Source organism: Mycolicibacterium obuense, assembly GCF_055397605.1.
In genome coordinates this window covers 4,262,810-4,289,645 of the sequence record NZ_AP043663.1, presented here as the reverse complement: position 1 = coordinate 4,289,645, position 26,836 = coordinate 4,262,810, and the positions used below count along the sequence as shown (strand labels likewise).

Genomic DNA, 26,836 nt, shown 5'->3' with positions numbered 1-26,836 from the left:
ACGACTACTCGGAGTCGCCGTCGGCGGGCGCGTCCTCGGCGCCCTCTTCCTCTGCCTCGGCCTCAGCGGCTTCGGCCTGCTCCTCGAGCGACTCGCCGCCACCCTCGGCCTCGAGCTCTTCCTCGGTCGGCGCGGTGATGACGTTGACGACCAGCAGCTCGGGATCGGACACCAGCGTCACGCCGGACGGCAGCTCGACCTGGCCGGCGAGGATCTGGGTGCCCTCCTCGGCCTCTTCGACCGAGACGGTGAGCTGCTCGGGGATCGACTGGACGTCGGCCTCGATCTCGAGGGCGTTGGATTCCTGGGTGACCAGCGTGCCGGGTGCGGCTTCACCCTCGACGACGACGGTGACCTCGACGGTCACCTTCTCGCCGCGGCGCACCACAAGCAGGTCGGCGTGCTGGATGTTGCGGCGGATCGGGTGGATCTCCAGCGACTTGGTCAGCGCGAGCTGCTCCGTGCCGGCGATGTCGAGCGTCAGCACGGCGTTGGTACCGGCGTTGCGCAGCACGGCGGCGAAGTCGTGGCCGTCGAGCTCGAGGTGCTGCGGGTCGGTGCCGTGGCCGTAGAGGACGACGGGGACGCGGCCTTCGCGGCGGGCGCGACGCGAGGCGCCCTTGCCGGTCGTGCTGCGGACCTGAGCGGTCAGATTGTTGGGGGCGTTCTTCGCCATGTTCTGTACTCCTGTGCCGGTTGTGGACACGGCCAGGGTGACGCGAACTGGTGCTCGGTCCCGTCGATAACGGCGGTCCGCGCGGACCACCCTCGCCGTGATGCGTCGACCAGGGTAGCCCAGCACCGCGCTAGAGCGGAAATTCCACCCCGGTGAGCTGCTCGGAGAGCGTCCACAGGCCGGCGGCCTTGGCGCTGTTGCGCGCCAGCGGGGTGCGCCAGTGCGCCCCGGTGGGGCCGCGCATCGAGAACCGCGGGCCGACGAACGTGTCGCCGGGCACATCCTGCGCGACCGCGTAGAGCGTCTGACGCGCACCGAAGTCGGCGTCGGTGGCGAAGAACTTGTTGCCCGCGTCCCAGATCCGGCTGCCGAATCGGTTGCCGGTGTGGCCCTGCAGATTGGTCGCCGAATAGCCCGGGTGGGCGGCCAGCGCGCGGACCGGGGAGCCGGCAGCGGCGAGTCTGCGCTGCAGCTCGCTGGTGAACAGCAGGTTCGCCAGCTTCGACGCGCCGTAGGCGGGCCATGCGAGGTAGGGCCGGGACTTCCAGTTCAGGTCGGCCAGGCTGAGGTAGCCGAAGACGTGCATGAACGACGACACCGTGACCACCCGGTCGGTGAGCCGAGGCAGCAGAAGGTTGGTCAGCGCGAAATGGCCGAGGTGGTTGGTGCCGATCTGGCTTTCGAATCCGTCGACGGTCAGCGCGTAGGGCACAGCCATGATGCCGGCGTTGTTGACCAGCACGTCGGCCCCGGATACGCCGTCGGCGAAGGCCTTCACCGACGACAGGTCCTGCAGATCGAGTCGGCGCACCTCGACGTCTCCGGGCATCGTCGCGGCTGCGTCCCGCCCCTTGTCGACGTTGCGCACCGCGAGGATGGTGCGTGCGCCGGCTCGGGCGAGTTCGCGGGCGGTCACCAGGCCCAGTCCGCTGTTGGCGCCGGTCACGATCACCGTGCGGCCGGCGAAGGAGGGCAGGTCAGCTGCGGTCCAGTCGCTCATCGCATCACTGTAAAGAGACGCTCAGCGCGCCGGCGGGGTGGGCACCTTCACCGTGAAGCCCCTGATGACGGCTTCGATGTCACCGGCCTCCTCGGCTGCCTTCTCGGCGTATCCCGTGACGGTGAACTGGATCAGGTAGCGCTGCTTCTTCGGGGCGGCCCCGGTGGCGATGACGATGCGGTTGTAGCTGTGCATCCGCGATTCGTTGAGGTCGTAGCTGCCTTCGATCATGGACGACGGGAAGCCGCCGAAGTCCGCCGTGGAGGCGTTGAGCTGGCGGAAGTTCTGGCTCATCTGCGCGTCGACGTTGGCGTGGGTGAGCGCCTGGGCGATGTCGAAATTGCCGGTCAGCTCGAACATGATGAGCATCGCGGTCGGGTAGGTGTCGCCCTTGACGATCATCCGGGTACCGGGTGACAGGTTGGTGTTCTGGTAGGGATGCCAGCCGGGTGGGGTCGGCATCGTCACCGTCAGGTCGGTCACCTTGGTGTAGGCGACGGGCTGACCGGTGACGCCGTTCTGCTCGAGGAACGCGGCGATCGGTACCGGCGCCCCAGACGGGTTCGCCGACGGATTCGACGCTTGCGGGGACGGGCTGGGTGCGCTCGTCGTCGACCAGACCGCCTGATAGTCAGGGGCTTCCGGTGCGCACGCGGCCAGAGTCAGCGTTGCGACGGCCGCCGCGAACACCTGTCGGGCGGTCACAGGATCTCGCGAACGCGCTCCAGCGGCCGGGCCAGCCGAGTGCCCTTGCCGGTCACGACGAACGGCCGCTCGATCAGGATCGGGTGCTCGACCATCGCGTCGATCAGCTCGTCGTCTGACGCCGAGGCCAGGCCGAGTTCGGTGTAGAGCGATTCACGGGTGCGCACAGCCGCGCGGATGTCGATGCCTGCGTCGGAGATCATCGCCGTCAGCTCACTGCGCGACGGCGGGTTCTTGAGGTAGAGCACGACCTCGGGTTCGATGCCGCCCTCGCGCAACAGTTCCAGAGCCTTGCGCGACGTGGTGCATCGCGGATTGTGCAGGATGCGTGCGCTCATGCCGATCCGTCGAAAAGCCCTGTCACCGAGCCGTTTTCGAAGACCGCCCGGATCGTGTTGGCCAGCAGCGGGGCGATCGACAGTACGGTCAGCTGCGGGAACATCTTGTCGTCGCCGATGGGCAGCGTGTTGGTCACGATGACTTCGCGGGCCCCGCTGGCGGCCAGCCGCTCGCGGGCGGGGTCCGAGAGCACCCCGTGGGTGGCGGCGATGATGACGTCGCCCGCGCCGTCCTCCTTGAGGAGCCTGACCGCACCGGCGATGGTGCCGCCGGTGTCGATCATGTCGTCGGTGAGGATGCAGGTCTTGCCGCGGACGTCACCGACGACGCGGTTCGACTTGACCTGGTTGGGCACCAGCGGGTCGCGGGTCTTGTGGATGAAGGCGAGCGGCACACCGCCGAGGCTGTCGGCCCACTTCTCGGCGACACGCACGCGGCCGGAGTCCGGCGAGACGACCACCATGTCGTGGTCGGCGTAGTTCTCGGCGATGTATCCACACAGCAGCTTCTGCGCCCGCATGTGGTCCACCGGGCCGTCGAAGAAGCCCTGGATCTGATCGGTGTGCAGGTCGACCGTGACGATCCGGTCGGCGCCGGCGGTCTTGTACAGGTCGGCGACCAGGCGCGCGGAGATGGGCTCACGGCCGCGGTGCTTCTTGTCCTGGCGCGCATAGGGATAGAACGGCAGGATCGCGGTGATCCGCTTGGCGCTTCCGCGCTTGAGCGCGTCGATCATGATCAGCTGTTCCATCAGCCACGTGTTCAGCGGCGCGGGATGGCTCTGCAGCACGAAGGCGTCACTGCCGCGCACGGACTCGTCGAAGCGGACGAAGATCTCGCCGTTGGCGAAGTCGCGTGCGGTCTGCGCGGTGACCGGCACGTCGAGTTCCTTGGCGACCTGCTCTGCGAGTTCGGGGTGCGCCCGACCCGAGAAGAGCATCAGGTTCTTACGGTTGTCGGTCCAGTCGTGGCTCACGGGCGCCCTCGGCTTCTCGCAGTCGATTCTCGGGTCATCGTACGTAGCGCGGACGCTCGCACGTTGGCGGGTTACCAGAATGCCAATAAACGGCGACGAAACGCTACTCGCCGGTAGCTTCAGCGGCCGCGCGTGCCGCTGCGGCCGCCTGCGCGGCGGCACTGCCGGGCCGCTTCCGTTCCACCCAACCCTCGATCGTGCGCTGAGGTCCGGCCGAGACCGCGAGGGCGCCGGGTGGCACGTCGTCGCGCACCACGGTGCCCGCGCCGGTGTACGCACCGTCGCCGATCGTGACGGGGGCGACGAACATCGTGTCCGACCCCGTTCGGACGTGGGAGCCGATCGTCGTGCGGCTCTTCGTCTCGCCGTTGTAGTTGACGAACACGCTCGAGGCGCCGATGTTGCTGTGCTCGCCGATGTCGGCATCGCCGACGTAGGTCAGGTGCGGCACCTTCGTGCCGGTGCCGATGGTCGCGTTCTTGGCTTCGACGAACGCGCCCAGCTTCCCGTCGTCACCCAGGACGGTGCCGGGGCGCAGGTAGGTGAACGGTCCGACGGTGGCGTCGGCGCCGATGACCGACTCGGACCCGTGGGTGCGCACCACCGACGCGCCGTCGCCGACGGTGACGTCGGTCAGCGTGGTGTCGGGGCCGATCTCGCATCGCGCGCCGATTGCCGTCGCCCCCAGCAGCTGGGTGCCGGGGCGCACCACGGCGTCGCGTCCGATCGTCACGTCGACGTCGATCCACGTCGTCGCCGGATCGACGACGGTCACCCCGTTGCGCTGATGCGCGGCGACCACGCGACGGTTCAGTTCGGCGCCGAGCGCGGCCAGCTGGACGCGGTCGTTGACCCCTGCCACCAGCGCTGCGTCGTCGATGTGCTGGCCGAGCACCGGTAGGCCGTCCCCGCGCACGATTGCGAACACGTCGGTGAGGTACAGCTCGTGCTGGGCGTTGTCGGAACGCAGCCGGCTCAGCGCCGAACGCAGCTCTGCGGCGTCGAACGCGTACACCCCGGCGTTGACCTCGTGGATCGCCCGCTGCGCCGGGGTGGCGTCGGCCTGTTCGACGATGCCGATCACCTCGCCGTCCTGGGTGCGCAGGATCCGGCCGTAGCCGGTGGCGTCGGCCAGCGTCGTCGTCAGCACGCTGGCCGCGGCGCCGGCGGCGGTGTGCGCGGCGATCAAGGCGTCGAGGGTGTGGGAGTTCAGCAGCGGTACGTCGCCGGAGGTGACGACGACGACCCCGGTGAAGTCCTCCGGCAGCGCCGAGAGCCCACAGCCGACGGCGTGGCCGGTACCGCGCTGCTCTTCCTGCACCGCGATCTCGACCCGGCGGCCGAGGGTCTCGCCGATCTGCTGCGCGGCCGGGGCGACGCGTTCGCGATCCTTGCCGACGATGGCCACCAGGTGCGTGGGCCCGACCCCGGCGACGGCGTGCACGGCGTGGGCCAGCATGCTGCGGCCGCCGAGGGTGTGCAGCACCTTGGGGGTGTCGGATTTCATCCGGGTGCCGGCTCCCGCGGCGAGGATGAGGACGGCTGCGTCACGCGTCATCGCGGCTCCTGCCTGTCGATTGTGCAGGTTCATCCGGGGCACGCCGGGTGCGCCGTATCAGTTCGCACACTCGCGATCGATGGGCTCCGTCGCCAGGACTCGAACCTGAACTATCTGAACCAAAATCAGAGGTGCTGCCGATTACACCACGACGGATCGGTGACGAGATACGCGTGCGACTTTAACGCACCACGCGGTCCCCGCCTCGCGATGCGTGACGCGGTTTACCCTGAACGGCGTGCCAGCTCCCGACAAGGATGTCCGCGCCCCACGCGCCCGGATGACCGGCAGTGAGCGCCGCCAGCAGCTGATCGAGATCGCGAAGTCGCTGTTCGCCGAGCGCGGTTTCGACGGCACCTCGATCGAGGAGATCGCGCTGCGGGCCAACGTCTCCAAGCCCGTGGTCTACGAGCACTTCGGCGGCAAGGAGGGCCTCTACGCCGTCGTGGTCGACCGCGAGATGTCGGCGCTGCTCGACGGCATCACCTCGTCGCTGACCAACAACCGCTCTCGCGTGCGCCTGGAGCGCGTCGCGTTGGCGCTGCTGACCTACGTCGAAGAACACACCGACGGGTTCCGCATCCTCATCCGCGATTCGCCGGCGAGCATCACCGCGGGCACCTACTCGACGTTGCTCAACGACGCCGTCAACCAGGTGTCGTCGATCCTGGCCGGCGATTTCTCCCGCCGCGGACTCGACCCCGACCTGGCGCCGCTCTACGCGCAGGCACTCGTCGGCTCGGTGTCGATGTCGGCGCAGTGGTGGCTCGACACCCGCGAGCCGAAGAAGGAAGTGGTGGCCGCGCATCTGGTGAACCTGATGTGGAACGGGCTGACCCATCTGGAGGCCGACCCGCAACTGCGGGGCGAGTAGCCCGCCTTTTCGGGTTCGGCCGGTTCGGTCATCGCGCCGTCGGGGCCTACGATGGAGCCCATCATGACCTCATCGGGGACCCTTCATGTCCACACCCCGATCGCGGGCCTCGTCGACCTGGCACTGCGCGACCCCTCTCTGCAGGAGGTCACTCGCCGCGCCGCCGACCGGCCCGCCGATCTCGACCTCGTCGGCCCGGCCAGCGCGCGGCTCTTCGCCACTACCGCGCTCGCGCAGGCCGGCCCTGTGCTGGCCGTCACCGCGACCGGCCGCGAAGCCGACGACCTGACCGCCGAGCTCAAGGGCGTGTTCGGCGATGCGGTCGCGATGTTCCCGTCGTGGGAGACCCTGCCGCACGAGCGGCTCTCACCGGGCGTCGACACCATCGGCGCGCGGATGATGGTGCTGCGCCGGCTCACCCATCCCGACGACGAGCGGCTGGGCCCGCCGTTGCGGGTGCTGGTGACGACGGCGCGCTCGCTGTTGCAGCCGATGGCGCCCGATCTGGCCGCGGTCGAGCCCGTCACGTTGACCATCGGTGAGGAGTCCGACTTCGACGGCACCGTCGCGCGGCTGGTCGATCTGGCCTACACCCGGGTGGACATGGTGGCCAAACGCGGGGAGTTCGCGGTGCGCGGCGGCATCCTCGACCTCTTCCCGCCGACGGCCGAGCATCCCGTGCGTGTGGAGTTCTGGGGCGACGAGGTCTCGGAGATGCGCATGTTCGCCGTCGCCGATCAGCGGTCCATCCCCGAGATCGACGTCGCCACGGTGATCGCGGTGCCGTGCCGCGAGGTGCTGCTGACCGCCGAGGTGCGGGAGCGGGCCGCGGCGCTGTCCGCCGAGCATCCGGTGGTGGAGAACGGGGTGACGGGCAGCGTGCCCGACATGCTGGCCAAGCTCTCCGAGGGCATCCCCGTCGACGGCATGGAGGCGCTGCTGCCGCTGCTGAAGCCGGTCGGTCTGGTGACGCTGCCGTCGCTGCTGCCCGAGGGCACGCCGCTGCTGATCTGCGATCCGGAGAAGGTGCGCAGCCGTGCCGCCGATCTGATCAAGACCGGGCGCGAGTTCCTCGAAGCGTCGTGGTCGACGGCGGCGGTTGGCGGTGACGCGCCGATCGACCTGGAGGCGCTGGGCGCATCGGGCTTCGTCCCGTTCGACGAGGGCCGTGACGCCGCGCGGGCCGGTGGCCACCCGTGGTGGACGTTGAGCCAACTCGACAGCGGCGCCGACGAGCCGCTGCGCCTGGACATCCGGTCGGCGCCCTCGGCGCGGGGGCAGCAGCACAACCTGTCCGAGATCTTCGCGATGCTGCGGGCCCACGTCCTGACCGGTGGCTACGGGATCGTCGTCACCCCGGGCAGCGGCACGTGCATGCGCGTGGTCGAGCAACTCGGCGAAGCCGACACGGCTGCAACGATTCTGGAGCCCGGTGCGGTGCCGCGCGACGGCGTGGTCGGGGTGCTGAAGGGCCCGTTGCACGAGGGTGTCGTGATGCCGGGTGCGAACCTGGTGGTGATCACCGAAGCCGATCTGACCGGTAATCGCGTCGCGTCCACGGAGGGCAAGAAACTCGCGGCCAAGCGGCGCAACGTCGTCGACCCGCTGGCGCTGACCGCAGGTGATCTGGTGGTGCACGATCAACACGGCATCGGCCGGTTCGTCGAGATGACCGAGCGGGTGGTGGGTGGCGCCCGCCGCGAGTACCTGGTGCTGGAGTACGCGTCCGCCAAGCGTGGCGGCGGGTCGGATCGGCTGTATGTGCCGATGGATTCGCTGGATCAGCTGTCCCGCTACGTCGGTGGTGAGGCGCCGACGTTGTCCAAGCTCGGCGGCAGCGACTGGGCGAACACGAAAACCAAAGCGCGCCGAGCGGTTCGGGAGATCGCCGCGGAGCTCGTCACGCTGTACGCCAAGCGGCAGGCCTCACCCGGGCACGCGTTCGCCCCGGACACGCCGTGGCAGATCGAGATGGAAGACGCGTTCGGGTTCACCGAGACGATAGATCAGCTGACCGCGATCACCGAGGTGAAGTCCGACATGGAAAAGCCGGTCCCGATGGACCGGGTGATCTGTGGCGACGTCGGCTACGGCAAGACCGAGATCGCCGTGCGCGCGGCGTTCAAGGCGGTGCAGGACGGCAAGCAGGTGGCGGTGTTGGTGCCGACGACGCTGCTGGCCGACCAGCACCTGCAGACGTTCAGCGCGCGCATGGCGGGCTTCCCCGTCACGGTGAAAGGCTTGTCGCGCTTCACGTCCGGCTCGGAATCCAAAGCCGTGATGGAGGGGATGAAGGACGGTTCGGTCGACATCGTGATCGGCACGCATCGCCTCCTGCAGACCGGCGTGACGTGGAAAGACCTCGGGCTGGTGATCGTCGACGAGGAGCAGCGCTTCGGCGTCGAACACAAAGAGCACATCAAGTCGATGCGCACCCACGTCGACGTGTTGACGATGAGCGCGACACCGATCCCGCGCACCCTGGAGATGAGCCTGGCCGGGATTCGCGAGATGTCGACGATCCTGACCCCGCCCGAGGAACGCTATCCGGTGCTGACCTATGTCGGCCCCCACGACGACAAGCAGGTCGCCGCGGCGCTGCGCCGCGAGATGCTGCGCGACGGTCAGGCGTTCTACATCCACAACCGGGTGCGCTCGATCGACCAGGCCGCCGCGCGGGTACGGCAGATGGTGCCCGAGGCGCGGGTGGTGGTCGCACACGGGCAGATGCCCGAGGAGCAGCTCGAGAAGACGGTCGAGGGGTTCTGGAACCGCGAGTTCGACATCCTGGTGTGCACGACGATCGTCGAGACGGGTCTGGACATCTCGAACGCCAACACGCTGATCGTCGAGCGAGCCGACACATTCGGTTTGTCGCAGCTGCACCAGTTGCGTGGTCGCGTCGGACGCTCGCGCGAACGTGGGTACGCGTATTTCCTGTATCCGCCGGAGGTTCCGCTGACCGAGACCGCCTATGACCGGCTCACGACGATCGCGCAGAACAACGACCTCGGTGCCGGCATGGCGGTCGCGATGAAGGATCTCGAGATTCGCGGCGCGGGCAACGTGCTGGGTGCCGAGCAGTCCGGCCATGTCGCGGGCGTGGGGTTCGATCTGTACGTGCGGCTCGTCGGCGAGGCCGTCGAGGCTTACCGCGCCGCGGCGGACGGGAAAACCGTTCTCGCGCCGGAGGAGCCGAAGGAAGTACGCATCGATCTGCCGGTCGACGCGCATCTGCCGCCGGAGTACATCGGCAGTGATCGCTTGCGGCTGGAGGCGTATCGCCGGCTGGCCGCCGCCGCCGACGATGCCGCCGTCGACTCGGTGATCGAGGAACTCATCGACCGCTACGGCCCGCTGCCCGAACCTGCCCTTCTGCTCGTCGCGGTCGCCCGGTTGCGGCTGCTGGCGCGGGCCTTCGGGGTGACCGAGGTCGGGGCGCCGTCGGCGTCGACGGTGCGCATCTCGCCGCTGACGCTGCCCGATTCGGCGCAGCTGCGGCTCAAGCGGCTCTACGCCGGTGCGAACTACCGGGCCACCACCTCGACGGTGCAGGTGCCGATTCCGCGGACCGGCAGCGGGGTGGCGGCTCCACGCATCAGGGATCTCGAGCTGGTCGCGTTCGTGGCAGGGTTGCTCGTGGCGATCGCGGGGGATGGTCAGGCCCCGGTCGACATCGCGAAGTTCGGAGGTGGCGCATGACGGTCGTTCTGGTGGATCCGCGCCGCCCGTCGCTGGTGCCGATCGAGGCGATCGATCTGCTGGCCGGTGATGTGCAGTACACGGAAGAGATGCCGATCAAGGTGCCGTGGTCGTTGCCGTCGGCGCGGCCGGCCTACAGCGGTGATCCTGCGCCGACGCTGCTGTCCTCAGATCGTGAGCATCCGTCGGTCGCCGCGCGGATCGCCGCCGGCGAGCGGGTGATCGCCGCGCCGGCCGCGCAGCCCGGGGAGCATCTGGTGGATGCGGTCGCGATGATGGACAAGCTGCGCACCGCCGGGCCGTGGGAGAGCGAGCAGACGCATGACTCGCTGCGGCGCTATCTGCTCGAGGAGACCTACGAGCTGTTCGACGCGGTGCATGGCGGTGATCTGACCGAGCTGCGCGACGAGCTCGGAGATGTGTTGCTGCAGGTGCTGTTCCACGCGCGCATCGCCGAGGATGCACCCGAGGATGCGTTCGGTATCGACGATGTCGCGGATGCGCTGGTGCGCAAGCTCGGCAACCGGGTGCCCGCGGTGTTGGCCGGTGAGTCGATCTCGCTGGAGGATCAGCTGGCGCAGTGGGAGGCGCGCAAAGCGCTGGAGAAGTCGGCACGCGAGTCCATCATGGACGACATCCCGACCGCGCAGCCCGCGCTGGCGCTGGCGCAGAAGGTACTGGCGCGCGCCGAGGGTGCCGGCTTCCCGGCCGAGCTGGTTCCCGATGCCCTCACCTCGATCACCGTGAGCGCTGACTATGACGCCGAGAGTGCTTTGCGCACAGCGATTCTGGAGTTCATGGCCGATGTGCGCGTGGCCGAGCGTGCGGCTGCCGCCGCCCGGCGGGGTGACGATGTCGCCGAGGAGCTCGACGGCAGCCCGCACGGGGTGATCAGCGCCGACGAGTGGCGTGCGCATTGGCCGCATGAGGTTGCCGACGAGCCCCACGACGCCCAAACCGACGAACGGGCGCAAGAAGTCGAGTAGATCGCGCCATTTCGTCGAGTTCGATCACGCTCTCGCAATGGCCACCAATTGCTCGCTCGTCGTCCACAGGTCGTGGGCTTTGGCCGTGTCGTAGGAGTCCGCCGATGACCGGATGGGGCGCTTGCCCTCGTAATAGGTTCCGGTGACGCCCTCGTAGCGTGCGTCGTGCACCAGGGCTGCCAGCCGCCGACCCGACGCCGCGATGCTGTTGACGTTGGGCAGGATACGAAGAGCCGGAAAAGCGTAGCGCCACAGCAGTTTTTGTGCGGGGGAGTACTCCCGCGCCAATCCCGATCCCGGCATCAGGCCCGGGTCGAACGCCGTCACGGTGACACCGCGGGCCCCTGCGTAGAGCCTGCGGTCCAGTTCGTAGGCGAACAGCATGTTGCACAACTTCGATGTGGTGTAGCGCCGTCGCCCGTCCTTGTCGTCCGGGTCGCCCGGTCGTGCCAGCTCCTCGGCCGAGGTGTAGAGCGGATGGGGCATGCCGCCGGTGAACTTCGTCGGATCGTGGGTGCCGCTGCTGACGATCACGATGCGCGCTGGCGCAGCGAGCTCGTCGAGAAGGCTTGTGACCAGAGCGAAGTGGCCGAGGTGGTTGACACCGAACGTCATTTCCACGCCGTCGGCTGTGGTCTGACTGACGTCGACCACTTGCAGACCGGCATTGCAGACGAGGGCGTGCAGGGGCGGCAGATCGGCGCGGGTGAGTGCGTCGACGAATTCGTCGACCGATCGCAGCGAGGCGAGGTCGCACGGGAGGACGGTGCATCGATGGGGGGCGCCGAGCGCGTCTACGGCGGCCATTCCGCGGGCCGGGTCGCGCACGGCGAGGACCAGATGCCAGGTCGGGTCGTCGGCGAGGATGGCGCGGGCACAGTCGAGGCCGAGCCCCGCGCTGGCGCCGGTGATGACGACCGATCGTGATGTCATGTCTCCTCCAAGAGAATGGGAATGAGGGCCTGCACGGCTTGGATCATGCGGACGTACATGCGGTCGACGTCCGTCGTCTCGGGTTCGAGGTGGTCAGCGAAGAACACCCCATCTGATATCGCGGTGGCGAATGCGGCGAGTTCGTTGACGACCCGCTCGGCGCGCTCGGGTGCGACGCCGGCCGGGATCATCGGCGCGATGGCCGCGCGGAAGCCGGCGATGGCGGTGTCACGCACCCGCCGGATGGCTGCATCGACGGCGGGGTCGGTGCTTCGCTCGAGCGACAGCATGTAGGTCAACCGGAGGAAATCCGGATGTTGGGCAAGCAGTTTCGCTGCTGCGGCACGTCGGGTCTCGATGTCGGGTTCGTGTGGATCGCCCGGCTCGCGTCGCGGCAGCTGAGCGAAGAAGCGATCGGCGCCGCGTTCCATGACGGCGGCCAGCACACCCTCTTTGGACCCGAAGTGCCAGTAGATGGAGCTGGCGGGCAGGCCGCATTCCTTGCGGATGTGGCTGATGGACGTCGCGGCGTAGCCCTGCGCCGACATCAACCGTTCGGTGGCGTCGAGGATCTGCTCTCGAGACGTGTCTCCCTGTTGCTGACGCTTGTTGCGGGCGGATGTCACCGCGTTCGCCTCTCTGTAAGGATCGTTCCAGACAGGCTAGCGGGGACGGGTACAGCGCGCAATGGTCGACGAGGTCGACGAAATGGCGAGATGCTCTCGCGAAAGTTCGCCCAAACGTCGTTTGGGCGAAAGAGGGGGAGTGCTCAGTCGAAGAGCGTGGAACCCCAGAACGTCGACGTGTCGCCCTCGCGGATCCCCGGCGGGCAGGCGAACACCGCCGAGCTCGTCGGCAGCACGTACTCGTTCATCGCGTCGTTGCGCGAGATCGCGTTCTGCATCGGCACGAACTGCTTCAGCGGATCGCGCACGAAGGCGATGAAGAACAGGCCTGCGTCGAGGTGCCCGAACCCGTCGGAGCCGTCGGTGAAGTTGTAACCGCGACGCAGGATCTCGATGCCGCCGAGGTTGTCCTTCGACGCCAACCGCACGTGCGCCCGCTCGTCGATCAGCGGGTTGTCCTTCTTGTCCGTCAGCGAGAAGTTCAGCTCGTCGAACTCGTCGTTCAGACCCATCGGGGCGCCGCTGCCCTTCTGGCGGCCGACGACGCGTTCCTGCTCGAGCAGCGTGGTGCGGTCCCACTGCTCGATCCGCATCCGGATGCGGCGGGCCACCAGGTAGCTGCCGCCGGTCAACCACGCGGGCCCGTCGCCGTCGCCGACCCAGACGAACCGGTTCAGCTTGTCCGTCTCGTCAGACCGTAGGTTGGCCGTCCCGTCCTTGAAGCCGAACAGGTTTCGCGGGGTGGACTGATCGCGGCTGGTTGAGGAGGTGCGACCGAAGCCCAGCTGCGAATAGCGCACTGCGACGGTGCCGAAGCCGATCCGGGCCAGGTTGCGGATCGCGTGGACGGCGACCTGCGGGTCGTTCGCGCAGGCCTGTACGACGATGTCGCCGCCGCTGCGGGCCGGGTCGATCTTCTCGTTCGGGAACTTCGGCAGGTCTACCAACTGCGCGGGCTTCTTGTCGGCGATCCGGAACCGGTCCACGCCGTCCTTGAGGAAGAAGGACGGCCCGAACCCGATCGTCAGTGTCAGCTGTGACGGCGGCAGGCCGAGCGCCTCACCGGTGTCCGTCGGCGGCGCGTACGGATTCTGGCCGGTGGCGCCGTTGGCGAATGCCTCCTCGCCCTGCGTCATCCGCTCGGCCATCTCGGTCCAGTCGGCCAGCATCTTGATCACGTCGTCGCGGCTGTTCGTCGTCACGTCGAACGTCGCGAAGTGCATCCGGTCCTGGGCTTCGGTGACGATGCCCGCCTGGTGCTCGCCGCGGAACGCGACGGCGGTGTTCAGGTGGTTGGCCGGCTGGGCTGCCGAGGCGCGGCCGGCCAGTGCGCCTGCACCGGCCGCGCCGACCACTGCGGCGCCGACCCCGGCCGCGCCGAACAGCTTGCGTCTGCTCAGCCCCGGTCGTGTCGAATCCTGCTGTGGCACAGGATCATTGGGGTGCGATGACACCTTGCACCTGGCTCACTTCTTTGCTCAGCGCGTCGATCGCCCGGGAGAGCTCCTGGCGCTGCGGCTCGGTCACCGTGTCGTAGCTGACGAACCCGTCGCCCTTGCGGTACTGCTCGAGCAGCTTCTCGGCCTCGGCGAACCGCTGGTCCACTCGCTTGCCGAGGTCGGGGTTGCGCTCGTCGAGGATCGGCCGCACCGAGGCGACCGCCGTCTGGGAGCCCTGCAGGTTGGCGTTGAAGTCCCACAGGTCGGTGTGGCTGAAGATGTCCTCTTCGCCGCTGATCTTGCTGGTGGCGATCTCGTCGAGCAGGCCCTGTGCGCCACCGGCGATCTGGGTGGAGTCGATGGTGTAGTCGGGCGCCTTCACCCCGGCGTCGAGTTCCTTGACGTCGGCGACCAACTGGTCGGCGATCGCGTTGGTGTCGGGCTGCAGGCCGCTGACCCACAGGTCTTTCTCGAGGCGGTGGAAACCGGTCCACTTCTGTCCGGGCTCGAGGTCGGCTTCGCGCAGGTCGATGCGCGGGTCGAGATCGTCGGGGAAGGACTCGGCGACGGGCTCGATGCGTTCGTAATAGGTTCGCGCCGTCGGATACTGGGCCTTGGCGGCCTCGATGTTGCCGGCTTTGATCGCGGCGACGAACGATTCGACGGCCGGGATCAGCGCGTCGGTCTGGCTGTTGATGTAGCGCTTGTAGCTGTCGGCGGCCTCTTTGAACTTGCCCTCGGTGTCGATCTCGACGGCGTCGCCGGTCACGGTGTAGTCGGCCCGGATGCCGTCGCCGATCATGCCGGGCTTGCACGCGGTCTGGTAGGTGCCGGGCTGCGACAGCTGCACGATCAACTTGCGCTGCAGGCCGGGGGAGATGTTCTCCACCTCGCCCATCACCCGCTCACCCTCGCCGTAGACGTAGAACTCGGTGACCTTGTTGCCGTTGTTGGTGACCACGAAGGTGTTGGCGCCGGTCTTGCCGGCGGTGCCGGACAGCTCGCAGGAACTGTCGGAGGCGGTGACGGTGATCTGCGCGGGCGCATCGCTGCCCTCGGCGGCGTTGGCCGGCTCCTCTTTGGCCTGGCAGCCGCTCAGTGCCAGCGCGGCCACGGCCGTGCTGAGGACGGCGACAGACGGGGAGACCTTCACGTGGTGGACCTTTCGGGATCGGGGAGAGGAGTCGACGGGGCCGAGCGGGTCGGCGCCGGGGTGGGGCGCAGGAACAGCGCCAGGATCACGGCGAGGTAGGCGAGCCAGCCGACCAGCTGCAACACGGTGGGGGTCGGGGTGACGTTGAAGACGCCCTGCACCACTTCGCCATACCAGGAGGACCAGTTGAACCAGGTGCTGATGTCGAACGCCTTGGACGCCAGGCCGGGCAGCCAGCCCACGGTCTGGAGCGCGCCGATGCCGTAGGACAGGATTCCGGCGGCGACGACGATCAGGAACACGCCGGTGTAGGTGAAGAACTTGGCGAGGTTGATGCTGAGCGCCCCGCGGTACATGCCGTAGGCGATGGCGCCGGCGATCAGCACGCCCACGATCAGGCCGACCAGCGGCCAGTTCGACGTCGCCTCGGCGTAGCCGACCATGAACAACGCGGTCTCGACACCCTCGCGGCCGACGGCGAAGAACGCCAGCAGCGCGACGGCGAGTGGACCGGTTTCCAATGCCTGGGCCATGTCGCTGCGCAGCTCACGCGACATGCCGGCGGCCGCGCGCCGCATCCACAGCACCATGGTGGTGACGATGCAGACGGCGACCAGGGAGGCGACCCCGGCGATCGCTTCGGCGGCCAGGCCGGTGATCGTGTTCTCGCCGAACTGGATGACGAGGAAGACGGTGACGGTCATCGCGAGTGCGGCGCCGACCCCAAGCCACACCCATTTGAGGGCGTCGCGGCGATCCGATTTGACCAGGAACGCGACGAGAATCGACACGACGATCGCGGCTTCGAGGCCCTCGCGCACCCCGATCAGACCGCTGCCGAACAGCTGCGAGGTCAGGTCGGGCGAGGCGGCCAGCGTGGCCGAATGCATGGTGACCGGCAGGTCGGTGCTCATGCTCATCGCGTCGTCCTCATTGTTGAGCCTTGGCTAGCCAAAGGAAGGTTCGGCTCACCTTGGTTGGTGATGCGCTTAGTGAATGTACACCGCCCGCGTCCGGCCTGGCATAGGTCTTAAGTCCTTGGCTGCGTGGCAGCATGGCTAAGACCAGAAGGGGTTGAGGAGTCCGGTGACACGGGTGCGTTGGCTGCGAACGGTGGCCGTGATCGGCGCTGCGGCGCTGCTTCTGGGCGCCAGCTGTTCCTGGCAGCTCGGCAACCCGATTCCCGAGGGTGTGCCGCCCCCCGCTGGGGACCCGGTGCCGCAGATCGACACCTACGCCAAGGGCCGCCCGGCCGACGCGCTGCACGAGTGGGCGTCCGCCCGCGCGCCGGCGCTCGGTATCCCGGTGACGGCTCTGGAGGCCTACGCCTATGCCGCGCGGGTGGCCGAGGTGGAGAACCCCGACTGCCATCTGAAGTGGACGACGCTGGCGGGCATCGGCCAGGTGGAGAGCCATCACGGCACCTACCGAGGCGCACAGATCAGCCCGAACGGCGATGTCACGCCGCCGATCCGCGGAGTGCTGCTCGACGGCACGGGCGGCAACCTGGAGATCCTCGACCACGATTCCGTCAGCCACGACCCGGCCGTCGAGGACCAGGGTGACGAGCCGTTCGCCCGCGCGATGGGGCCGATGCAGTTCATCCCCGAGACGTGGCGGCTCTACGGCGTCGACGCCAACAACGACGGCAAGATCAGTGCCGACAACATCGACGACGCGGCGCTGTCGGCCGCGGGTTACCTGTGCTGGAGCGGTAAGGACCTGGCCACACCGCGCGGCTGGATGGGTGCGCTGCACGCCTACAACCACTCGGATCAGTACGCGCGGACCGTGCGCGACTGGGCGACTGCGTACGCCGAAGGACACCCGCTGTAACAACCTCTAGGCTCAGTGCTGATTCCCACGCTGATCAGGAAGCCTGGAAAGACCAAGGAGGCAGTAGTGCCCATCATCGAGCAGGTCGGAGCCCGCGAGATCCTCGACTCCCGGGGTAACCCGACGGTCGAGGTGGAGGTGGGTCTGCTGGACGGCACGGTCGCCCGCGCCGCCGTCCCGTCAGGCGCCTCCACAGGTGAGCACGAGGCCGTGGAGCTGCGCGACGGCGGTTCGCGCTACCTCGGCAAGGGCGTGCAGAAGGCGGTCGAGGCGGTGCTCGACGAGATCGGGCCCGCGGTCATCGGCCTCGGGGCCGACGAGCAGCGCCTCGTCGACCAGGCGCTCGTCGATCTGGACGGCACGCCGGACAAGTCCCGCCTCGGCGCCAACGCGATCCTCGGCGTCTCGCTGGCAGTGGCGAAGGCTGCCGCCGACAGCGCTGCGCTGCCGCTGTTCCGCTACGTGGGTGGCCCGAACGCGCACATCCTGCCGGTGCCGATGATGAACATCATCAACGGCGGCGCGCACGCCGACACCGGCGTCGACGTCCAGGAGTTCATGATCGCGCCGATCGGCGCCCCCAGCTTCAAGGAGGCGCTGCGCTGGGGTGCGGAGGTCTACCACGCGCTGAAGTCGGTGCTGAAGAAGCAGGGGCTCGCCACCGGTCTGGGTGACGAGGGCGGTTTCGCCCCGGACCTGCCCGGCACGAAGGCGGCGCTCGATCTGATCGGCACCGCCATCGAGGCCGCCGGCCTGAAGGTCGGCAGCGACGTCGCGCTCGCGCTCGACGTGGCGGCCACCGAGTTCTACACCGAGGGCACCGGCTACGCGTTCGAGAAGGAGACCCGCACCGCTGAGCAGATGGCGGCCTTCTACGAGCAGCTGATCGGGGCCTACCCGCTGGTGTCCATCGAGGATCCGCTGTCGGAAGACGACTGGGACGGCTGGGTCGCACTCACCACTGCCATCGGTGACCGGGTGCAGCTGGTCGGCGACGACCTGTTCGTCACCAATCCCGAGCGGCTCGAGGACGGTATCGAGCGCGGCGCCGCGAATGCGCTGCTGGTCAAGGTGAACCAGATCGGCACGCTGACCGAGACGCTGGACGCGGTGTCGCTGGCGCACAACGCCGGCTACAAGACGATGATGAGCCACCGCAGCGGCGAGACCGAGGACACCACGATCGCCGACCTCGCGGTGGCGGTCGGCAGCGGCCAGATCAAGACCGGCGCCCCGGCCCGCAGCGAGCGCGTCGCCAAGTACAACCAGCTGCTGCGCATCGAGGAAGAACTCGGTGACGCGGCCCGCTACGCAGGCGACCTGGCGTTCCCGCGATTCGAAGGCGGAGCGAAATAGCCTGTGCCCGAAGCGAAACGGCCCGACCCTCGGCGGCGCACCTCTCGGCCCGCCGGGCCGGGTAAGCCCGGGCGGGCCAAGCCGGGCGCGACGGGTCGTCGTGAGCGCAGCGCGGCGGAACCACGGGTGTCCGAGGGTGTCGACGAGTCAGCGCCCGCCGACGTCGAACAGGACGCCCCGCCTACGTCGATCCGCGCGTCGATCGCTGCGTCCATGCAGGCCTCGGCCGATCAGCGGTTCGGTTCCACGGCGCGTCGCGCTGCGATCCTGGCGGCGGTGGTCTGCGTGCTGACGTTGACCATCGCCGGGCCGGTGCGCACGTACTTCAGCCAGCGCACCGAGATGAAGCAGCTGCAGGCGTCGGAATCCCAACTTCGGAATCAGATCGCCGATCTGGAAGCGCAGAAGGCCAAGCTGGCCGATCCGGTCTTCATTGCCGCGCAGGCGCGCGAACGGCTGGGTTTCGTGATGCCGGGGGAGATCCCGTATCAGGTGCAGTTGCCGGCCGGGGCCACGCAGTCGGCGGAGGCGCCGCAGGGTGCAGGTCCCGCGGCGAGCTCCGATCCCTGGTACACAGCGCTGTGGCACACGATCGCCGATGCGCCGCACGGCATTTCACCGGCGACACCGCTTGCACCCGTTCCGCCGCCGCCTCCACCTCCCCCTGCGGCGCCCGGTGGTTGAGCCGACGGATCTCGAGATCGTCGCGCGGCAGTTGGGCCGTGAGCCGCGCGGCGTCCTCGAGATCGCCTACCGCTGCCCGGACGGGGATCCCGCCGTGGTGAAGACGGCGCCGAAACTGCCCGACGGCACGCCGTTTCCGACGCTGTACTACCTGACGCATCCGGCGTTGACGGCGGCGGCGAGCCGGCTCGAATCGTCGGGGCTGATGCGCGAGATGACGCAAAGGCTCGTCGACGACCCGGAGCTGGCCGCGGCGTATCGCCGCGCCCACGAGTCGTACCTGGCGGAGCGCGACGCGATCGAGCCGCTGGGCACGACGTTCTCCGGGGGTGGGATGCCGGACCGGGTCAAGTGTCTGCACGTGGTGATCGCCCACGCGCTGGCCAAGGGGCCGGGCGTCAATCCGTTCGGCGACGAGGCATTGGCGCTGCTGGCGGCCGAGCCGGAGATGGCCGGCATTCTCGATCCGGAGGTGTGGAGATGAGCGCCAGGGTGGCGGCGGTGGATTGCGGAACCAACTCGATCCGCTTGCTGATCGCTGACGTCTCCGACGGGCGGCTCACCGACGTGCACCGCGAGATGCGGATCGTACGGCTGGGGCAGGGGGTGGACGCCACGGGCGAGTTCGCGCCCGAGGCGCTGGCCCGCACGCGTGCGGCGCTCGAGGCCTACGCCGCGCTGATGCGCGACCACGAGGTGTCGGCGGTGCGGATGGTGGCGACGTCGGCGGCGCGCGATGCCGGTAATCGGGACGAGTTCTTCGCGATGACGTCCGAGGTGCTCGGTGCGGTGGTGCCGGGCACGGTGGCCGAGGTGATCACCGGCGAGCAGGAGGCGCGGTTGTCCTTCCTCGGTGCGGTCGGTGAATTGGATTCGGCGGCAGCACCATTCGTGGTGGTCGACTTGGGTGGCGGCTCGACCGAGGTGGTGCTCGGCTCCGACGATGTGGTGGCCGCGTACTCGGCGGACATCGGGTGCGTGCGGTTGACCGAGCGGTGCTTGCATTCCGATCCGCCCACCGATGAGGAGATCGACGCGGCGCGCGCTGTGGTGCGTGAGGCTCTCGAGACGGTGCTCTCGGTGGTGCCCGTGCAGCAGGCCCGCACGTGGGTGGGCGTCGCCGGCACGATGACCACGTTGGCCGCGTTGGCGCGGAAGATGACCACCTACGACTCCGACGCGATCCACCTGTCGTCGGTGGGCTTCGACGATCTGCTGCCGGTCTGTGCTGAGCTGCTGGCTATGACGCGCGCCCAGCGCGCCGTGCTGGGGCCCATGCACGAAGGCCGGGTCGATGTGATCGGTGGCGGCGCGCTGATCGTGACGGAGTTGGCTGCGGTGCTCGGCGAGCGGGCCGGCATCGACTCGCTGCTGGTCAGCGAGCACGACATCCTCGACGGGATCGCGCTGTCGATCGCCTGACTCGCCGCCGAATGCACGGTTTCTGACGGAAATCGGCCGAAATCCATCAGAATGCGTGCACTCGACGCAGGTGAGCCCTCAGTGGCTGGCGGCGCGCCGGACCCGCGAGCGACGCTTGGTGGGGTCGTGTTGGCCGGCGAGCGTGACGGCGAGGAGCACCATCACCGCCCCGATGCCTGCGTGCAACCAGTTGTCGGCGCCGTTGAGCGGAATGACGTGGGCGTTGCTACCGCGTTCGACAAGCAGCCCGTAGAGCCACAGCCCGAGATAGATCAGGCCGCCGCCGAGCAGGTAGGCGCGGGCGGCGGCGTAGCTGCGCGCCCCGGCGAACCCCGCGACACCGACCACGATGTGCACGACGTTGAGCAACACCGACACCAGGAACATGCCGAACAGCAGGGCACCGGACTGCTGACCGGCCCAGGTCAGCCGGTCGATTCCCGACGTGATGCCGGGGATGAATCCGAGCACCCCGATGACGGTCAAGGCGACGGCCACGATGAGTGCCGCGCCCTGCACCGCCATGTATTTGGGCTTGTCCGCCATGCGGTCCTCCTTCACGTCGTCATATTGACGTGCGTGCTGAAGAGGTACCCCGCTGCGCGCCGGGATAACACCTCAGGGGCGCAGGATCGGACCCAGCTTCTCCAGCACGGTCGGGTCCTCGATGGTCGACGGGACGGGTTCGTCGCGGCCGGTGGCCAGCCCGCGCATCGTCTTGCGCAGGATCTTGCCCGACCGCGTCTTCGGCAGGGCGGGGACGACGTCGACGAGCCGGAACGCGGCGACGGCGCCGATCTCGTCACGCACCAGCTGGACCAGCTCGGCGGCCAGCCCGTCGGTGGAGGCGCCGGCCTTGACCACGACCAGCCCGCGCGGCGCCTGCCCCTTGATCTCGTCGGGCACCCCGATCACCGCGCATTCGGCGACCGCGGGATGGGTGGCCAGCACCTCTTCGATGGCGCCGGTGGACAGCCGGTGTCCGGCGACGTTGATGACGTCGTCGATGCGTCCCATTACGAACAGGTAGCCGTCGGTGTCGAAGTGGCCGCCGTCGCCGGTGAGGTAGTAGCCCGGGTATTCGGACAGGTACGACTGCTCGTAGCGCGCGTCGGCGTGCCACAGCGTCGGCAGGGTGCCCGGCGGCAGCGGCAGCCGGATGCAGATGGCACCTTCCTGCTCGGGGGCGCAGCCGCTGCCGTCTTCGCGCAGGATGTGCACGTCGAAGCCGGGCATCGGGACGGTCGGTGAGCCCGCTTTGATCGGAAACTGTTCTGTCCCCATGGGATTGGCGGCGATCGGCCAGCCCGTCTCGGTCTGCCACCAGTGATCGATCACCGGCACGCCGAGCTTCTCGGCGGCCCAGTGATAGGTGTCGGGGTCGAGGCGTTCACCAGCGAGGTACAGGTATTTCAGTGTGGACAGGTCGTATTCGCTCACGTAGGCGCCCTCGGGGTCCTCCTTGCGGATGGCCCGGATCGCGGTGGGTGCGGTGAACAATGCCTTGACGCCGTGTTCGGAGATCACCCGCCAGAACGCGCCCGGATCGGGGGTGCCGACGGGTTTGCCTTCGTACAGCACGGTCGTCGCGCCGAGAAGCAGTGGGGCATAGACGATGTAGGAGTGGCCGACCACCCAGCCCACGTCTGAGGCCGCCCAGAACACGTCGCCGGGGGCGATGTCGTAGATGTGCTTCATGCTCCACAGCAGCGCGACGGCGTGGCCGCCGTTGTCGCGCACGATGCCCTTGGGTTTGCCGGTGGTGCCGGAGGTGTAGAGCACATAGAGCGGATCGGTGGCGGCGACGGGGACGGGGTCGACGGGGCTCGCGGCGGCCATCGCGTCGGACCAGTCCAGGTCGCGGCCCTCGATGAGCTCGCAGCGATGCGTGTCCCGTTGTACGACAACACAATGCCGCGGTGGGTGCTCGGACATGCCGATCGCGGCGTCGAGCATCGGCTTGTATTCCACGATTCGTGTCGGCTCGATCCCGCAGGATGCCGAGACGATCACGGCCGGTTGCACGTCGTCGATACGGACGGCGAGCTCGTGGGGTGCGAATCCGCCGAAGACCACCGAGTGCACCGCGCCCAGTCGCGCGCACGCCAGCATCGCGATCACGGCCTCGGGGATCATCGGCATGTAGATGATCACCCGGTCGCCCTGGCCGACGCCGAGATCGCGTAGCGCACCGGCGAATCGCGCAGTGTGATCGGTCAATTCGCGATAGGTGTAGGTGCGTTGCGTGTCGGTGACCGCGGAGTCGTAGATCAGCGCGGCCTGCTCACCGCGGCCGGTTTCGACGTGGCGATCCAGGGCGTTGGCGCAGGTGTTGAGTTCGGCGTCGGGGAACCAGCGGTAGAACGGCGGCCGGCTGTCGTCGAGGATGCGCTGCGGGGCGCGAGTCCAGGTGACGGCGGTGGCCGCGTCGGCCCAGAAGGCTTCGGGGTCGGTGATGCTGGCGTCGAACAGGTCGCGGTACCCGGGCATAGCAGCACCGTAAACCCTCCCCGTTAGTCTCAGGGGCATGACGAACCAACCCCCTCCGATCGGAGGGGTCCGCCGCAGTCACGTGACCGCGCGTGGTGTCCGTTTCCACGTGACCGAGGCCGGACCCGAGGACGGCAGACCGGTGCTCGCGCTGCACGGCTGGCCCCAGCACCACTGGGCGTACCGCGACCTGCTCGCCGATCCGCCGCCCGGTCTGCGGATCATCGCGCCTGATCTGCCCGGCTACGGCTGGTCGGGCCCCGCGCCGCACAAGTGGGCCAAAGAGGACGTGGTCAGCGATCTGGTGGCGCTGATGGATGCGATGGGTCTGAAGCACGTGCTGCTCGTCGGTCACGACTGGGGCGGCTTCATCGGCCATCTGCTGGCGCTGCGGGTGCCCGAGCGAATCGACGGCTATCTGGTGCTCAACATCCCGCACCCGTGGATTTCGGCCAAGGCGCTGGCGCCGCACCTGTGGCGGTTCGCGATCTATCAGCCGTTCGTGGCGTCGATCGGCGTGCCGCTGCAGCGGCGCACGCCGTATCTCGAGCGGGTGATCTTCCGGCTGGCCGCACCGAACCTCGACCGTGAGACAGCCCGGGTGTACGCCGACGCGTTCCGCGATCCGATGGTGGCGCGCACCGCACGCGACACGTACCGGACGTTCCTGCTGCGGGAGGCCCGCGAGGGGAGCCGCAACCCGGAGCGGCGGTGGTCGACGGTGCCGACGCGGGCGCTGTTCGCCCGCAACGATCTCGCGATCCATCCGTCGCTCGCTGCCGTCGAGACCGCCCGCGCCGACGACTACACCTTGGAGCTCGTCGACGGCGGCCATTTCATCCTCGACGAACAGCCGGAGTTGGTGCGCGCCAGGCTGATCGACCTCGCCAACGAGATCCCGCCCCGCTAGTTCTCCCCGCGTCTGCTCGGCGTCAAAGATCAGCCCGCACCCGTCAAGATGTCGCAAGGATCGCGTTCGGGTGGTTCGCGACGGCGTAGACCGGGGACATGGCCGTTCTCGACGTTCCCCGTCCCGCCCACCACCTGCCGTCGACGATCCGGGGCATGCGGCGCCGGCTGCCGATGTCCACTCCCAGCGTGCCCGCGCGGGCGCTGATCGATCCGGCGGTGGCCGGCTGGGTACGCGCCCACGGCATCACCGTGTTGGCCGCCAGCGCCGGCGATCTCGCGCTGACCGGAACCTGCGGCATCGGGGCCGAACACGTCATGCTGCGGTGTGACGCGACCACGTCGCTGATCCGGGCCGCGGTCGCGGGCGGGGTGACGCGGTTCCTGGTCGCCACCGAGCGGCACGTCGACGTGCTGGCGTCGGTCGGCCACCCCGGCATCGCCGTCTACCTCGACGACCGCGGGCCGGCTGTGATCGGCGAACGCCGGCTCCAGGTCGTCGGATTACACGCCGACGTGGACGACTCCGCGGGCGCGGTGGAGTGGGGGACAGCGGCCGAGCGGCTGCTGTGCCGCACCGCGGTGCTGCGTACCTGCGGGCTGCCGTTGGGGCGGATCAGCCTCGGCGGCGGGGACGCCTCCGACTGGGTCTACGGCGGTGGACAGTTCAGCGCGGCGGTGGCCGCGGAGGTCGACGGTGCGCTCACCGACGGATGCGCGCGGTGGCGTCTGCCGCGGCCGTCGGTGATGCTCGGCCCCGCGACGTGACCTCAGTGCCCGGGTTCGCTGGCCACCAGGCCGGCGGCCTGGGCCTTCGCGACGGTGTCTTCCCACGCGCGCTCGCCGGCGACGAGCACGGCCAGGGCGATCACCAACGCGAACGCCGACACGGTCCAATACAAGAGCGGGGCGCCCGGGGTCGCCATCAGCATCACCGCGAGGCTGGCGGGAAACGCGAGCACAGCTGCACACCCGAGCAGGCGGGTGTCGATCGAGCGAGACATGCCTCTACGGTCCGATCAGCGACTGAGAACATGCCTATCGATAGCTGTGGAAAAGCTATGAGTTCACTACTCAGCCGGGCGGCGGCTCATTGGTCAGCGCCAGATAGCCCCGAGCCCCGGCCCGCTGCAGGCTCGCCCGGACCAACCCGACGATCAGGCCTTGGATGGCGCCGGCGATCAGCACCGACGACGTCGAGTAGCTGAGGTCTTTGGGATCAGGGGGTTCGGAATCGTTCTGGCCGACCCGCTTCCAGATCTGGCCGAAGATCTGGCCTGCCAGCAAGCCGCCGCCGACACCGGTGGCCACCGACAGCGGGGTGTACAACTTCCTCGACAGCCTGCTCATGGGCCGGTGATTACCCGAGCTCGCCGTAACCAAACTCCGTACGACGCTGATGCGCGGGTGCGAAGATCGACCCGTGAACGCACATCCTCTCGACGACGACGGAGGGTGGGACAGGCGAGCCCGTCATGAGACGGAAATCCAACGGCTGGACCGCAATTGGACCAGTCTGCTGCAGGAGCTGCGGGTCGTGCAGACCGGCGTGCAGCTACTCACCGGATTCTTGCTGACGCTGCCGTTCCAGCAGCGGTTCACGATGCTGGGCCAGAAGATGCAGGTGGTCTATCTGGCGACGGTGAGCGCGGCGGTGTTGTCCACGGCACTGCTGATAGCCCCGGTCGGTATGCACCGCCTGCTGTTCCGACGCCATCGCCTCGAGACGTTGGTCACCGCGGCGCACCGCTGCGCCTTCGCCGGTCTGCTGTTGCTCGGTGTCGCGGTCACCGGCATGACGGTCATCATCTTCGATGCCGTCGCCGGGTTGACCGCCGCGCTGATCGCCGGGGTGGCCGCGCTGGTGCTGTTCGCGTCGTTCTGGGTGGCGTTGCCGCTCGCGCTACGCCGTACCGACCCGTAGTTTGCGCCGCACCTGCCCGGGTACGGCAGGTGGCATGAAGGCAGTCACTTGGCACGGGCGGCGCGATGTGCGCGTCGACACCGTGGAAGACCCCCGTATCCAGGAGCCGACGGACGCGATCATCGAGGTGACGTCCACCAACATCTGCGGCTCGGACCTTCACCTCTACGAGGTGCTCGGTGCGTTCATGAACGCCGGTGACATCCTCGGCCACGAAGCGATGGGCGTGGTCCGCGAGGTCGGCGCAGGCGTGTCCGATCTCGCGGTGGGTGATCGGATCGTGGTGCCGTTCCAGATTTCGTGCGGTCACTGCTTCATGTGCGACGAGCAGCTCTACACGCAGTGCGAGACGACACAGGTCCGCGAGCAGGGGATGGGGGCCGCGCTGTTCGGCTACTCCGAGCTCTACGGTGAGGTGCCGGGCGGTCAGGCCGAGTACCTACGCATCCCGCAGGCTCAGTTCACCCACATCAAAGTGCCGGAGGGACCTCCTGATTCGCGGTTCGTCTACCTGTCCGACGTGCTACCCACCGCCTGGCAGGGCGTGGCGTATGCGGGCATTCCCGACGGCGGATCGGTGACCGTGCTCGGTCTGGGTCCGATCGGCGACATGGCTGCGCGCATCGCCACCCACCTCGGCTACCGGGTGATCGCTGTCGACCGTGTCCCAGAGCGGTTGGCTCGCGCCACCGCCCGCGGCATCGAGACCATCGACATGGCCGGGCTCAGCGGTTCGGTCGGCGATGCGGTGCGTGATCTGACCGACGGACGGGGCACTGACTCGGTGATCGATGCGGTGGGTATGGAGGCGCACGGCTCGCCCGTCGCGCAGGCCGCCCAGACAGCCGCCGCGTTCCTGCCCGATGTCGTCGCGAAACCGTTCATGCAGAAGGCCGGCGTCGACCGGCTCGGTGCGCTGTACTCGGCGATCGATTGTGTGCGCCGCGGCGGGACGATCTCGCTGAGCGGCGTGTACGGCGGCATGGCGGACCCGATGCCGATGCTGACGTTGTTCGACAAGCAGATTCAGCTGCGGATGGGACAGGCCAACGTCAAGAAGTGGGTCGACGACATCATGCCGCTGTTGACCGATGCGGACCCGTTGGGCGTCGACTCGTTCGCCACCCACGTCCTGCCGCTCGATCAGGCGCCGCACGCCTACGACATCTTCCAGAAGAAGCAGGACGGTGCGGTCAAGGTGATCCTGCAACCCTGAGTGGGTATCCCGGGCTGACGTTGGGTTGGCAA

The 26,836-nt window shown here is 68.6% G+C and carries 27 protein-coding genes and 1 tRNA gene; 12 read left to right on the top strand and 16 right to left on the bottom strand.

Features of this window, described 5'->3' with window-relative positions:
• Positions 1-4 precede the first annotated feature (4 nt).
• The 7 genes from ACZ50N_RS20495 to ACZ50N_RS20465 all read right to left on the bottom strand — a co-directional run bounded on the left by ACZ50N_RS20495 (position 5) and on the right by ACZ50N_RS20465 (position 5,410).
• The gene (locus ACZ50N_RS20495) at positions 5-676 is read right to left on the bottom strand and encodes a 50S ribosomal protein L25/general stress protein Ctc (RefSeq protein ID WP_073683362.1); all 672 of its coding nucleotides are present in this window, start codon (positions 674-676) and stop codon (positions 5-7) included.
• Positions 677-806: 130 nt separating this feature from the next.
• A complete protein-coding gene (locus ACZ50N_RS20490; protein ID WP_464473642.1) occupies positions 807-1,676 on the bottom strand; it encodes an oxidoreductase in 870 nt (289 codons plus the stop codon).
• A 21-nt stretch (positions 1,677-1,697) separates the two neighbouring features.
• Complete coding sequence (locus ACZ50N_RS20485; protein WP_046361837.1) at positions 1,698-2,381, bottom strand: LpqN/LpqT family lipoprotein; 684 nt, start codon at positions 2,379-2,381, stop codon at positions 1,698-1,700.
• Entirely contained in the window at positions 2,378-2,719 is a 342-nt protein-coding gene (arsC, locus tag ACZ50N_RS20480) for an arsenate reductase (glutaredoxin) (RefSeq protein ID WP_046361836.1), read from the bottom strand. The genes ACZ50N_RS20485 and arsC overlap by 4 nt, the downstream gene beginning before the upstream one ends.
• Positions 2,716-3,696: a ribose-phosphate diphosphokinase gene (locus tag ACZ50N_RS20475; RefSeq protein WP_046361835.1), complete on the bottom strand. Its 981-nt coding sequence runs from the start codon at positions 3,694-3,696 to the stop codon at positions 2,716-2,718. The genes arsC and ACZ50N_RS20475 overlap by 4 nt, the downstream gene beginning before the upstream one ends.
• Positions 3,697-3,799: 103 nt before the next feature.
• Complete coding sequence (gene glmU, locus ACZ50N_RS20470; RefSeq protein WP_048423744.1) at positions 3,800-5,254, bottom strand: bifunctional UDP-N-acetylglucosamine diphosphorylase/glucosamine-1-phosphate N-acetyltransferase GlmU; 1,455 nt, start codon at positions 5,252-5,254, stop codon at positions 3,800-3,802.
• 84 nt (positions 5,255-5,338) lie between these two features.
• Positions 5,339-5,410, bottom strand: a tRNA-Gln gene (locus ACZ50N_RS20465).
• Positions 5,411-5,534: 124 nt separating this feature from the next.
• Here ACZ50N_RS20465 and ACZ50N_RS20460 point away from each other — a divergent pair.
• The 3 genes from ACZ50N_RS20460 to ACZ50N_RS20450 all read left to right on the top strand — a co-directional run bounded on the left by ACZ50N_RS20460 (position 5,535) and on the right by ACZ50N_RS20450 (position 10,816).
• Positions 5,535-6,128 (top strand): TetR/AcrR family transcriptional regulator, encoded by a 594-nt coding sequence (locus ACZ50N_RS20460; RefSeq protein WP_046361833.1) that lies wholly within the window; start codon positions 5,535-5,537, stop codon positions 6,126-6,128.
• 63 nt (positions 6,129-6,191) lie between these two features.
• Entirely contained in the window at positions 6,192-9,830 is a 3,639-nt protein-coding gene (mfd, locus tag ACZ50N_RS20455) for a transcription-repair coupling factor (protein WP_464473641.1), read from the top strand.
• A complete protein-coding gene (locus ACZ50N_RS20450; protein WP_464473640.1) occupies positions 9,827-10,816 on the top strand; it encodes a nucleoside triphosphate pyrophosphohydrolase in 990 nt (329 codons plus the stop codon). The genes mfd and ACZ50N_RS20450 overlap by 4 nt, the downstream gene beginning before the upstream one ends.
• Before the next feature lie 24 nt (positions 10,817-10,840).
• On the opposite strand, the gene ACZ50N_RS20445 is transcribed toward ACZ50N_RS20450, so the two are convergent.
• The 5 genes from ACZ50N_RS20445 to efeU all read right to left on the bottom strand — a co-directional run bounded on the left by ACZ50N_RS20445 (position 10,841) and on the right by efeU (position 15,887).
• Positions 10,841-11,749 carry an SDR family NAD(P)-dependent oxidoreductase gene (locus ACZ50N_RS20445; RefSeq protein ID WP_464473639.1) on the bottom strand — a complete coding sequence of 303 codons (909 nt, stop codon included), beginning with the start codon at positions 11,747-11,749 and terminating at the stop codon, positions 10,841-10,843.
• Positions 11,746-12,375, bottom strand: coding sequence for a TetR/AcrR family transcriptional regulator (locus ACZ50N_RS20440; RefSeq protein WP_048423687.1), 630 nt, complete (start codon positions 12,373-12,375; stop codon positions 11,746-11,748). The genes ACZ50N_RS20445 and ACZ50N_RS20440 overlap by 4 nt, the downstream gene beginning before the upstream one ends.
• A gap of 143 nt (positions 12,376-12,518) precedes the next feature.
• Positions 12,519-13,829 (bottom strand): iron uptake transporter deferrochelatase/peroxidase subunit, encoded by a 1,311-nt coding sequence (gene efeB, locus ACZ50N_RS20435; RefSeq protein ID WP_464473638.1) that lies wholly within the window; start codon positions 13,827-13,829, stop codon positions 12,519-12,521.
• Complete coding sequence (gene efeO / locus ACZ50N_RS20430; RefSeq protein WP_046363101.1) at positions 13,810-14,967, bottom strand: iron uptake system protein EfeO; 1,158 nt, start codon at positions 14,965-14,967, stop codon at positions 13,810-13,812. The genes efeB and efeO overlap by 20 nt, the downstream gene beginning before the upstream one ends.
• On the bottom strand, positions 14,964-15,887 hold the full coding sequence (gene efeU / locus ACZ50N_RS20425) for an iron uptake transporter permease EfeU (RefSeq protein WP_046363102.1): 924 nt from the start codon (positions 15,885-15,887) through the stop codon (positions 14,964-14,966). Before efeU ends, efeO begins: the two co-directional genes overlap by 4 nt.
• 166 nt (positions 15,888-16,053) lie before the next feature.
• Between efeU and ACZ50N_RS20420 the strand changes: the two genes are divergently transcribed.
• The 5 genes from ACZ50N_RS20420 (at position 16,054) to ACZ50N_RS20400 (ending at position 20,265) form a co-directional block, all read left to right on the top strand.
• The gene (locus tag ACZ50N_RS20420; protein WP_464473637.1) at positions 16,054-16,803 is read left to right on the top strand and encodes a lytic transglycosylase domain-containing protein; all 750 of its coding nucleotides are present in this window, start codon (positions 16,054-16,056) and stop codon (positions 16,801-16,803) included.
• Positions 16,804-16,869: 66 nt separating this feature from the next.
• Positions 16,870-18,159, top strand: coding sequence for a phosphopyruvate hydratase (eno, locus tag ACZ50N_RS20415; protein WP_046363104.1), 1,290 nt, complete (start codon positions 16,870-16,872; stop codon positions 18,157-18,159).
• A 3-nt stretch (positions 18,160-18,162) separates the two neighbouring features.
• On the top strand, positions 18,163-18,843 hold the full coding sequence (locus ACZ50N_RS20410) for an FtsB family cell division protein (protein WP_464473636.1): 681 nt from the start codon (positions 18,163-18,165) through the stop codon (positions 18,841-18,843).
• A complete protein-coding gene (locus ACZ50N_RS20405) occupies positions 18,836-19,327 on the top strand; it encodes a DUF501 domain-containing protein (RefSeq protein WP_464470135.1) in 492 nt (163 codons plus the stop codon). The genes ACZ50N_RS20410 and ACZ50N_RS20405 overlap by 8 nt, the downstream gene beginning before the upstream one ends.
• The gene (locus ACZ50N_RS20400) at positions 19,324-20,265 is read left to right on the top strand and encodes a Ppx/GppA phosphatase family protein (protein ID WP_464473635.1); all 942 of its coding nucleotides are present in this window, start codon (positions 19,324-19,326) and stop codon (positions 20,263-20,265) included. The genes ACZ50N_RS20405 and ACZ50N_RS20400 overlap by 4 nt, the downstream gene beginning before the upstream one ends.
• Before the next feature lie 78 nt (positions 20,266-20,343).
• On the opposite strand, the gene ACZ50N_RS20395 is transcribed toward ACZ50N_RS20400, so the two are convergent.
• Together ACZ50N_RS20395 and ACZ50N_RS20390 are read right to left on the bottom strand one after the other, a co-directional pair.
• Complete coding sequence (locus tag ACZ50N_RS20395) at positions 20,344-20,811, bottom strand: DUF4383 domain-containing protein (protein ID WP_046363133.1); 468 nt, start codon at positions 20,809-20,811, stop codon at positions 20,344-20,346.
• A gap of 72 nt (positions 20,812-20,883) precedes the next feature.
• On the bottom strand, positions 20,884-22,755 hold the full coding sequence (locus tag ACZ50N_RS20390) for a propionyl-CoA synthetase (protein ID WP_464473634.1): 1,872 nt from the start codon (positions 22,753-22,755) through the stop codon (positions 20,884-20,886).
• 37 nt (positions 22,756-22,792) lie between these two features.
• On the opposite strand from ACZ50N_RS20390, the gene ACZ50N_RS20385 reads away from it, so the two are divergent.
• Together ACZ50N_RS20385 and ACZ50N_RS20380 are read left to right on the top strand one after the other, a co-directional pair.
• Positions 22,793-23,665, top strand: a complete 873-nt coding sequence (locus ACZ50N_RS20385) for an alpha/beta fold hydrolase (protein WP_464473633.1) — start codon at positions 22,793-22,795, stop codon at positions 23,663-23,665.
• Positions 23,666-23,763: 98 nt separating this feature from the next.
• Positions 23,764-24,432, top strand: a complete 669-nt coding sequence (locus ACZ50N_RS20380; protein WP_464473632.1) for a hypothetical protein — start codon at positions 23,764-23,766, stop codon at positions 24,430-24,432.
• A 2-nt stretch (positions 24,433-24,434) separates the two neighbouring features.
• Here the strand turns inward: ACZ50N_RS20380 and ACZ50N_RS20375 are convergent, their stop codons facing one another.
• Both ACZ50N_RS20375 and ACZ50N_RS20370 read right to left on the bottom strand, forming a co-directional pair.
• A complete protein-coding gene (locus ACZ50N_RS20375; RefSeq protein WP_046363111.1) occupies positions 24,435-24,668 on the bottom strand; it encodes a hypothetical protein in 234 nt (77 codons plus the stop codon).
• A 70-nt stretch (positions 24,669-24,738) separates the two neighbouring features.
• On the bottom strand, positions 24,739-25,014 hold the full coding sequence (locus tag ACZ50N_RS20370) for a DUF4235 domain-containing protein (protein WP_464473631.1): 276 nt from the start codon (positions 25,012-25,014) through the stop codon (positions 24,739-24,741).
• Between the two features lie 73 nt (positions 25,015-25,087).
• On the opposite strand from ACZ50N_RS20370, the gene ACZ50N_RS20365 reads away from it, so the two are divergent.
• A complete protein-coding gene (locus ACZ50N_RS20365; protein ID WP_236694272.1) occupies positions 25,088-25,588 on the top strand; it encodes a DUF6328 family protein in 501 nt (166 codons plus the stop codon).
• Positions 25,589-25,622: 34 nt separating this feature from the next.
• Positions 25,623-26,804: a zinc-dependent alcohol dehydrogenase gene (locus tag ACZ50N_RS20360; RefSeq protein ID WP_464473630.1), complete on the top strand. Its 1,182-nt coding sequence runs from the start codon at positions 25,623-25,625 to the stop codon at positions 26,802-26,804.
• Positions 26,805-26,836 lie beyond the last annotated feature (32 nt).

Coding starts and splice junctions, on each gene's coding strand:
- efeU (WP_046363102.1), bottom strand. CDS start 15,887: ATGAGCATGAGCACCGACCTGCCGGTCACCATGCATTCGGCCACGCTG.
- ACZ50N_RS20460 (WP_046361833.1), top strand. CDS start 5,535: ATGACCGGCAGTGAGCGCCGCCAGCAGCTGATCGAGATCGCGAAGTCG.
- ACZ50N_RS20400 (WP_464473635.1), top strand. CDS start 19,324: ATGAGCGCCAGGGTGGCGGCGGTGGATTGCGGAACCAACTCGATCCGC.
- glmU (WP_048423744.1), bottom strand. CDS start 5,254: ATGACGCGTGACGCAGCCGTCCTCATCCTCGCCGCGGGAGCCGGCACC.
- ACZ50N_RS20380 (WP_464473632.1), top strand. CDS start 23,764: ATGGCCGTTCTCGACGTTCCCCGTCCCGCCCACCACCTGCCGTCGACG.
- ACZ50N_RS20495 (WP_073683362.1), bottom strand. CDS start 676: ATGGCGAAGAACGCCCCCAACAATCTGACCGCTCAGGTCCGCAGCACG.
- mfd (WP_464473641.1), top strand. CDS start 6,192: ATGACCTCATCGGGGACCCTTCATGTCCACACCCCGATCGCGGGCCTC.
- ACZ50N_RS20375 (WP_046363111.1), bottom strand. CDS start 24,668: ATGTCTCGCTCGATCGACACCCGCCTGCTCGGGTGTGCAGCTGTGCTC.
- ACZ50N_RS20450 (WP_464473640.1), top strand. CDS start 9,827: ATGACGGTCGTTCTGGTGGATCCGCGCCGCCCGTCGCTGGTGCCGATC.
- arsC (WP_046361836.1), bottom strand. CDS start 2,719: ATGAGCGCACGCATCCTGCACAATCCGCGATGCACCACGTCGCGCAAG.
- ACZ50N_RS20370 (WP_464473631.1), bottom strand. CDS start 25,014: ATGAGCAGGCTGTCGAGGAAGTTGTACACCCCGCTGTCGGTGGCCACC.
- ACZ50N_RS20360 (WP_464473630.1), top strand. CDS start 25,623: ATGAAGGCAGTCACTTGGCACGGGCGGCGCGATGTGCGCGTCGACACC.
- ACZ50N_RS20395 (WP_046363133.1), bottom strand. CDS start 20,811: ATGGCGGACAAGCCCAAATACATGGCGGTGCAGGGCGCGGCACTCATC.
- ACZ50N_RS20490 (WP_464473642.1), bottom strand. CDS start 1,676: ATGAGCGACTGGACCGCAGCTGACCTGCCCTCCTTCGCCGGCCGCACG.
- ACZ50N_RS20390 (WP_464473634.1), bottom strand. CDS start 22,755: ATGCCCGGGTACCGCGACCTGTTCGACGCCAGCATCACCGACCCCGAA.
- ACZ50N_RS20385 (WP_464473633.1), top strand. CDS start 22,793: ATGACGAACCAACCCCCTCCGATCGGAGGGGTCCGCCGCAGTCACGTG.
- ACZ50N_RS20445 (WP_464473639.1), bottom strand. CDS start 11,749: ATGACATCACGATCGGTCGTCATCACCGGCGCCAGCGCGGGGCTCGGC.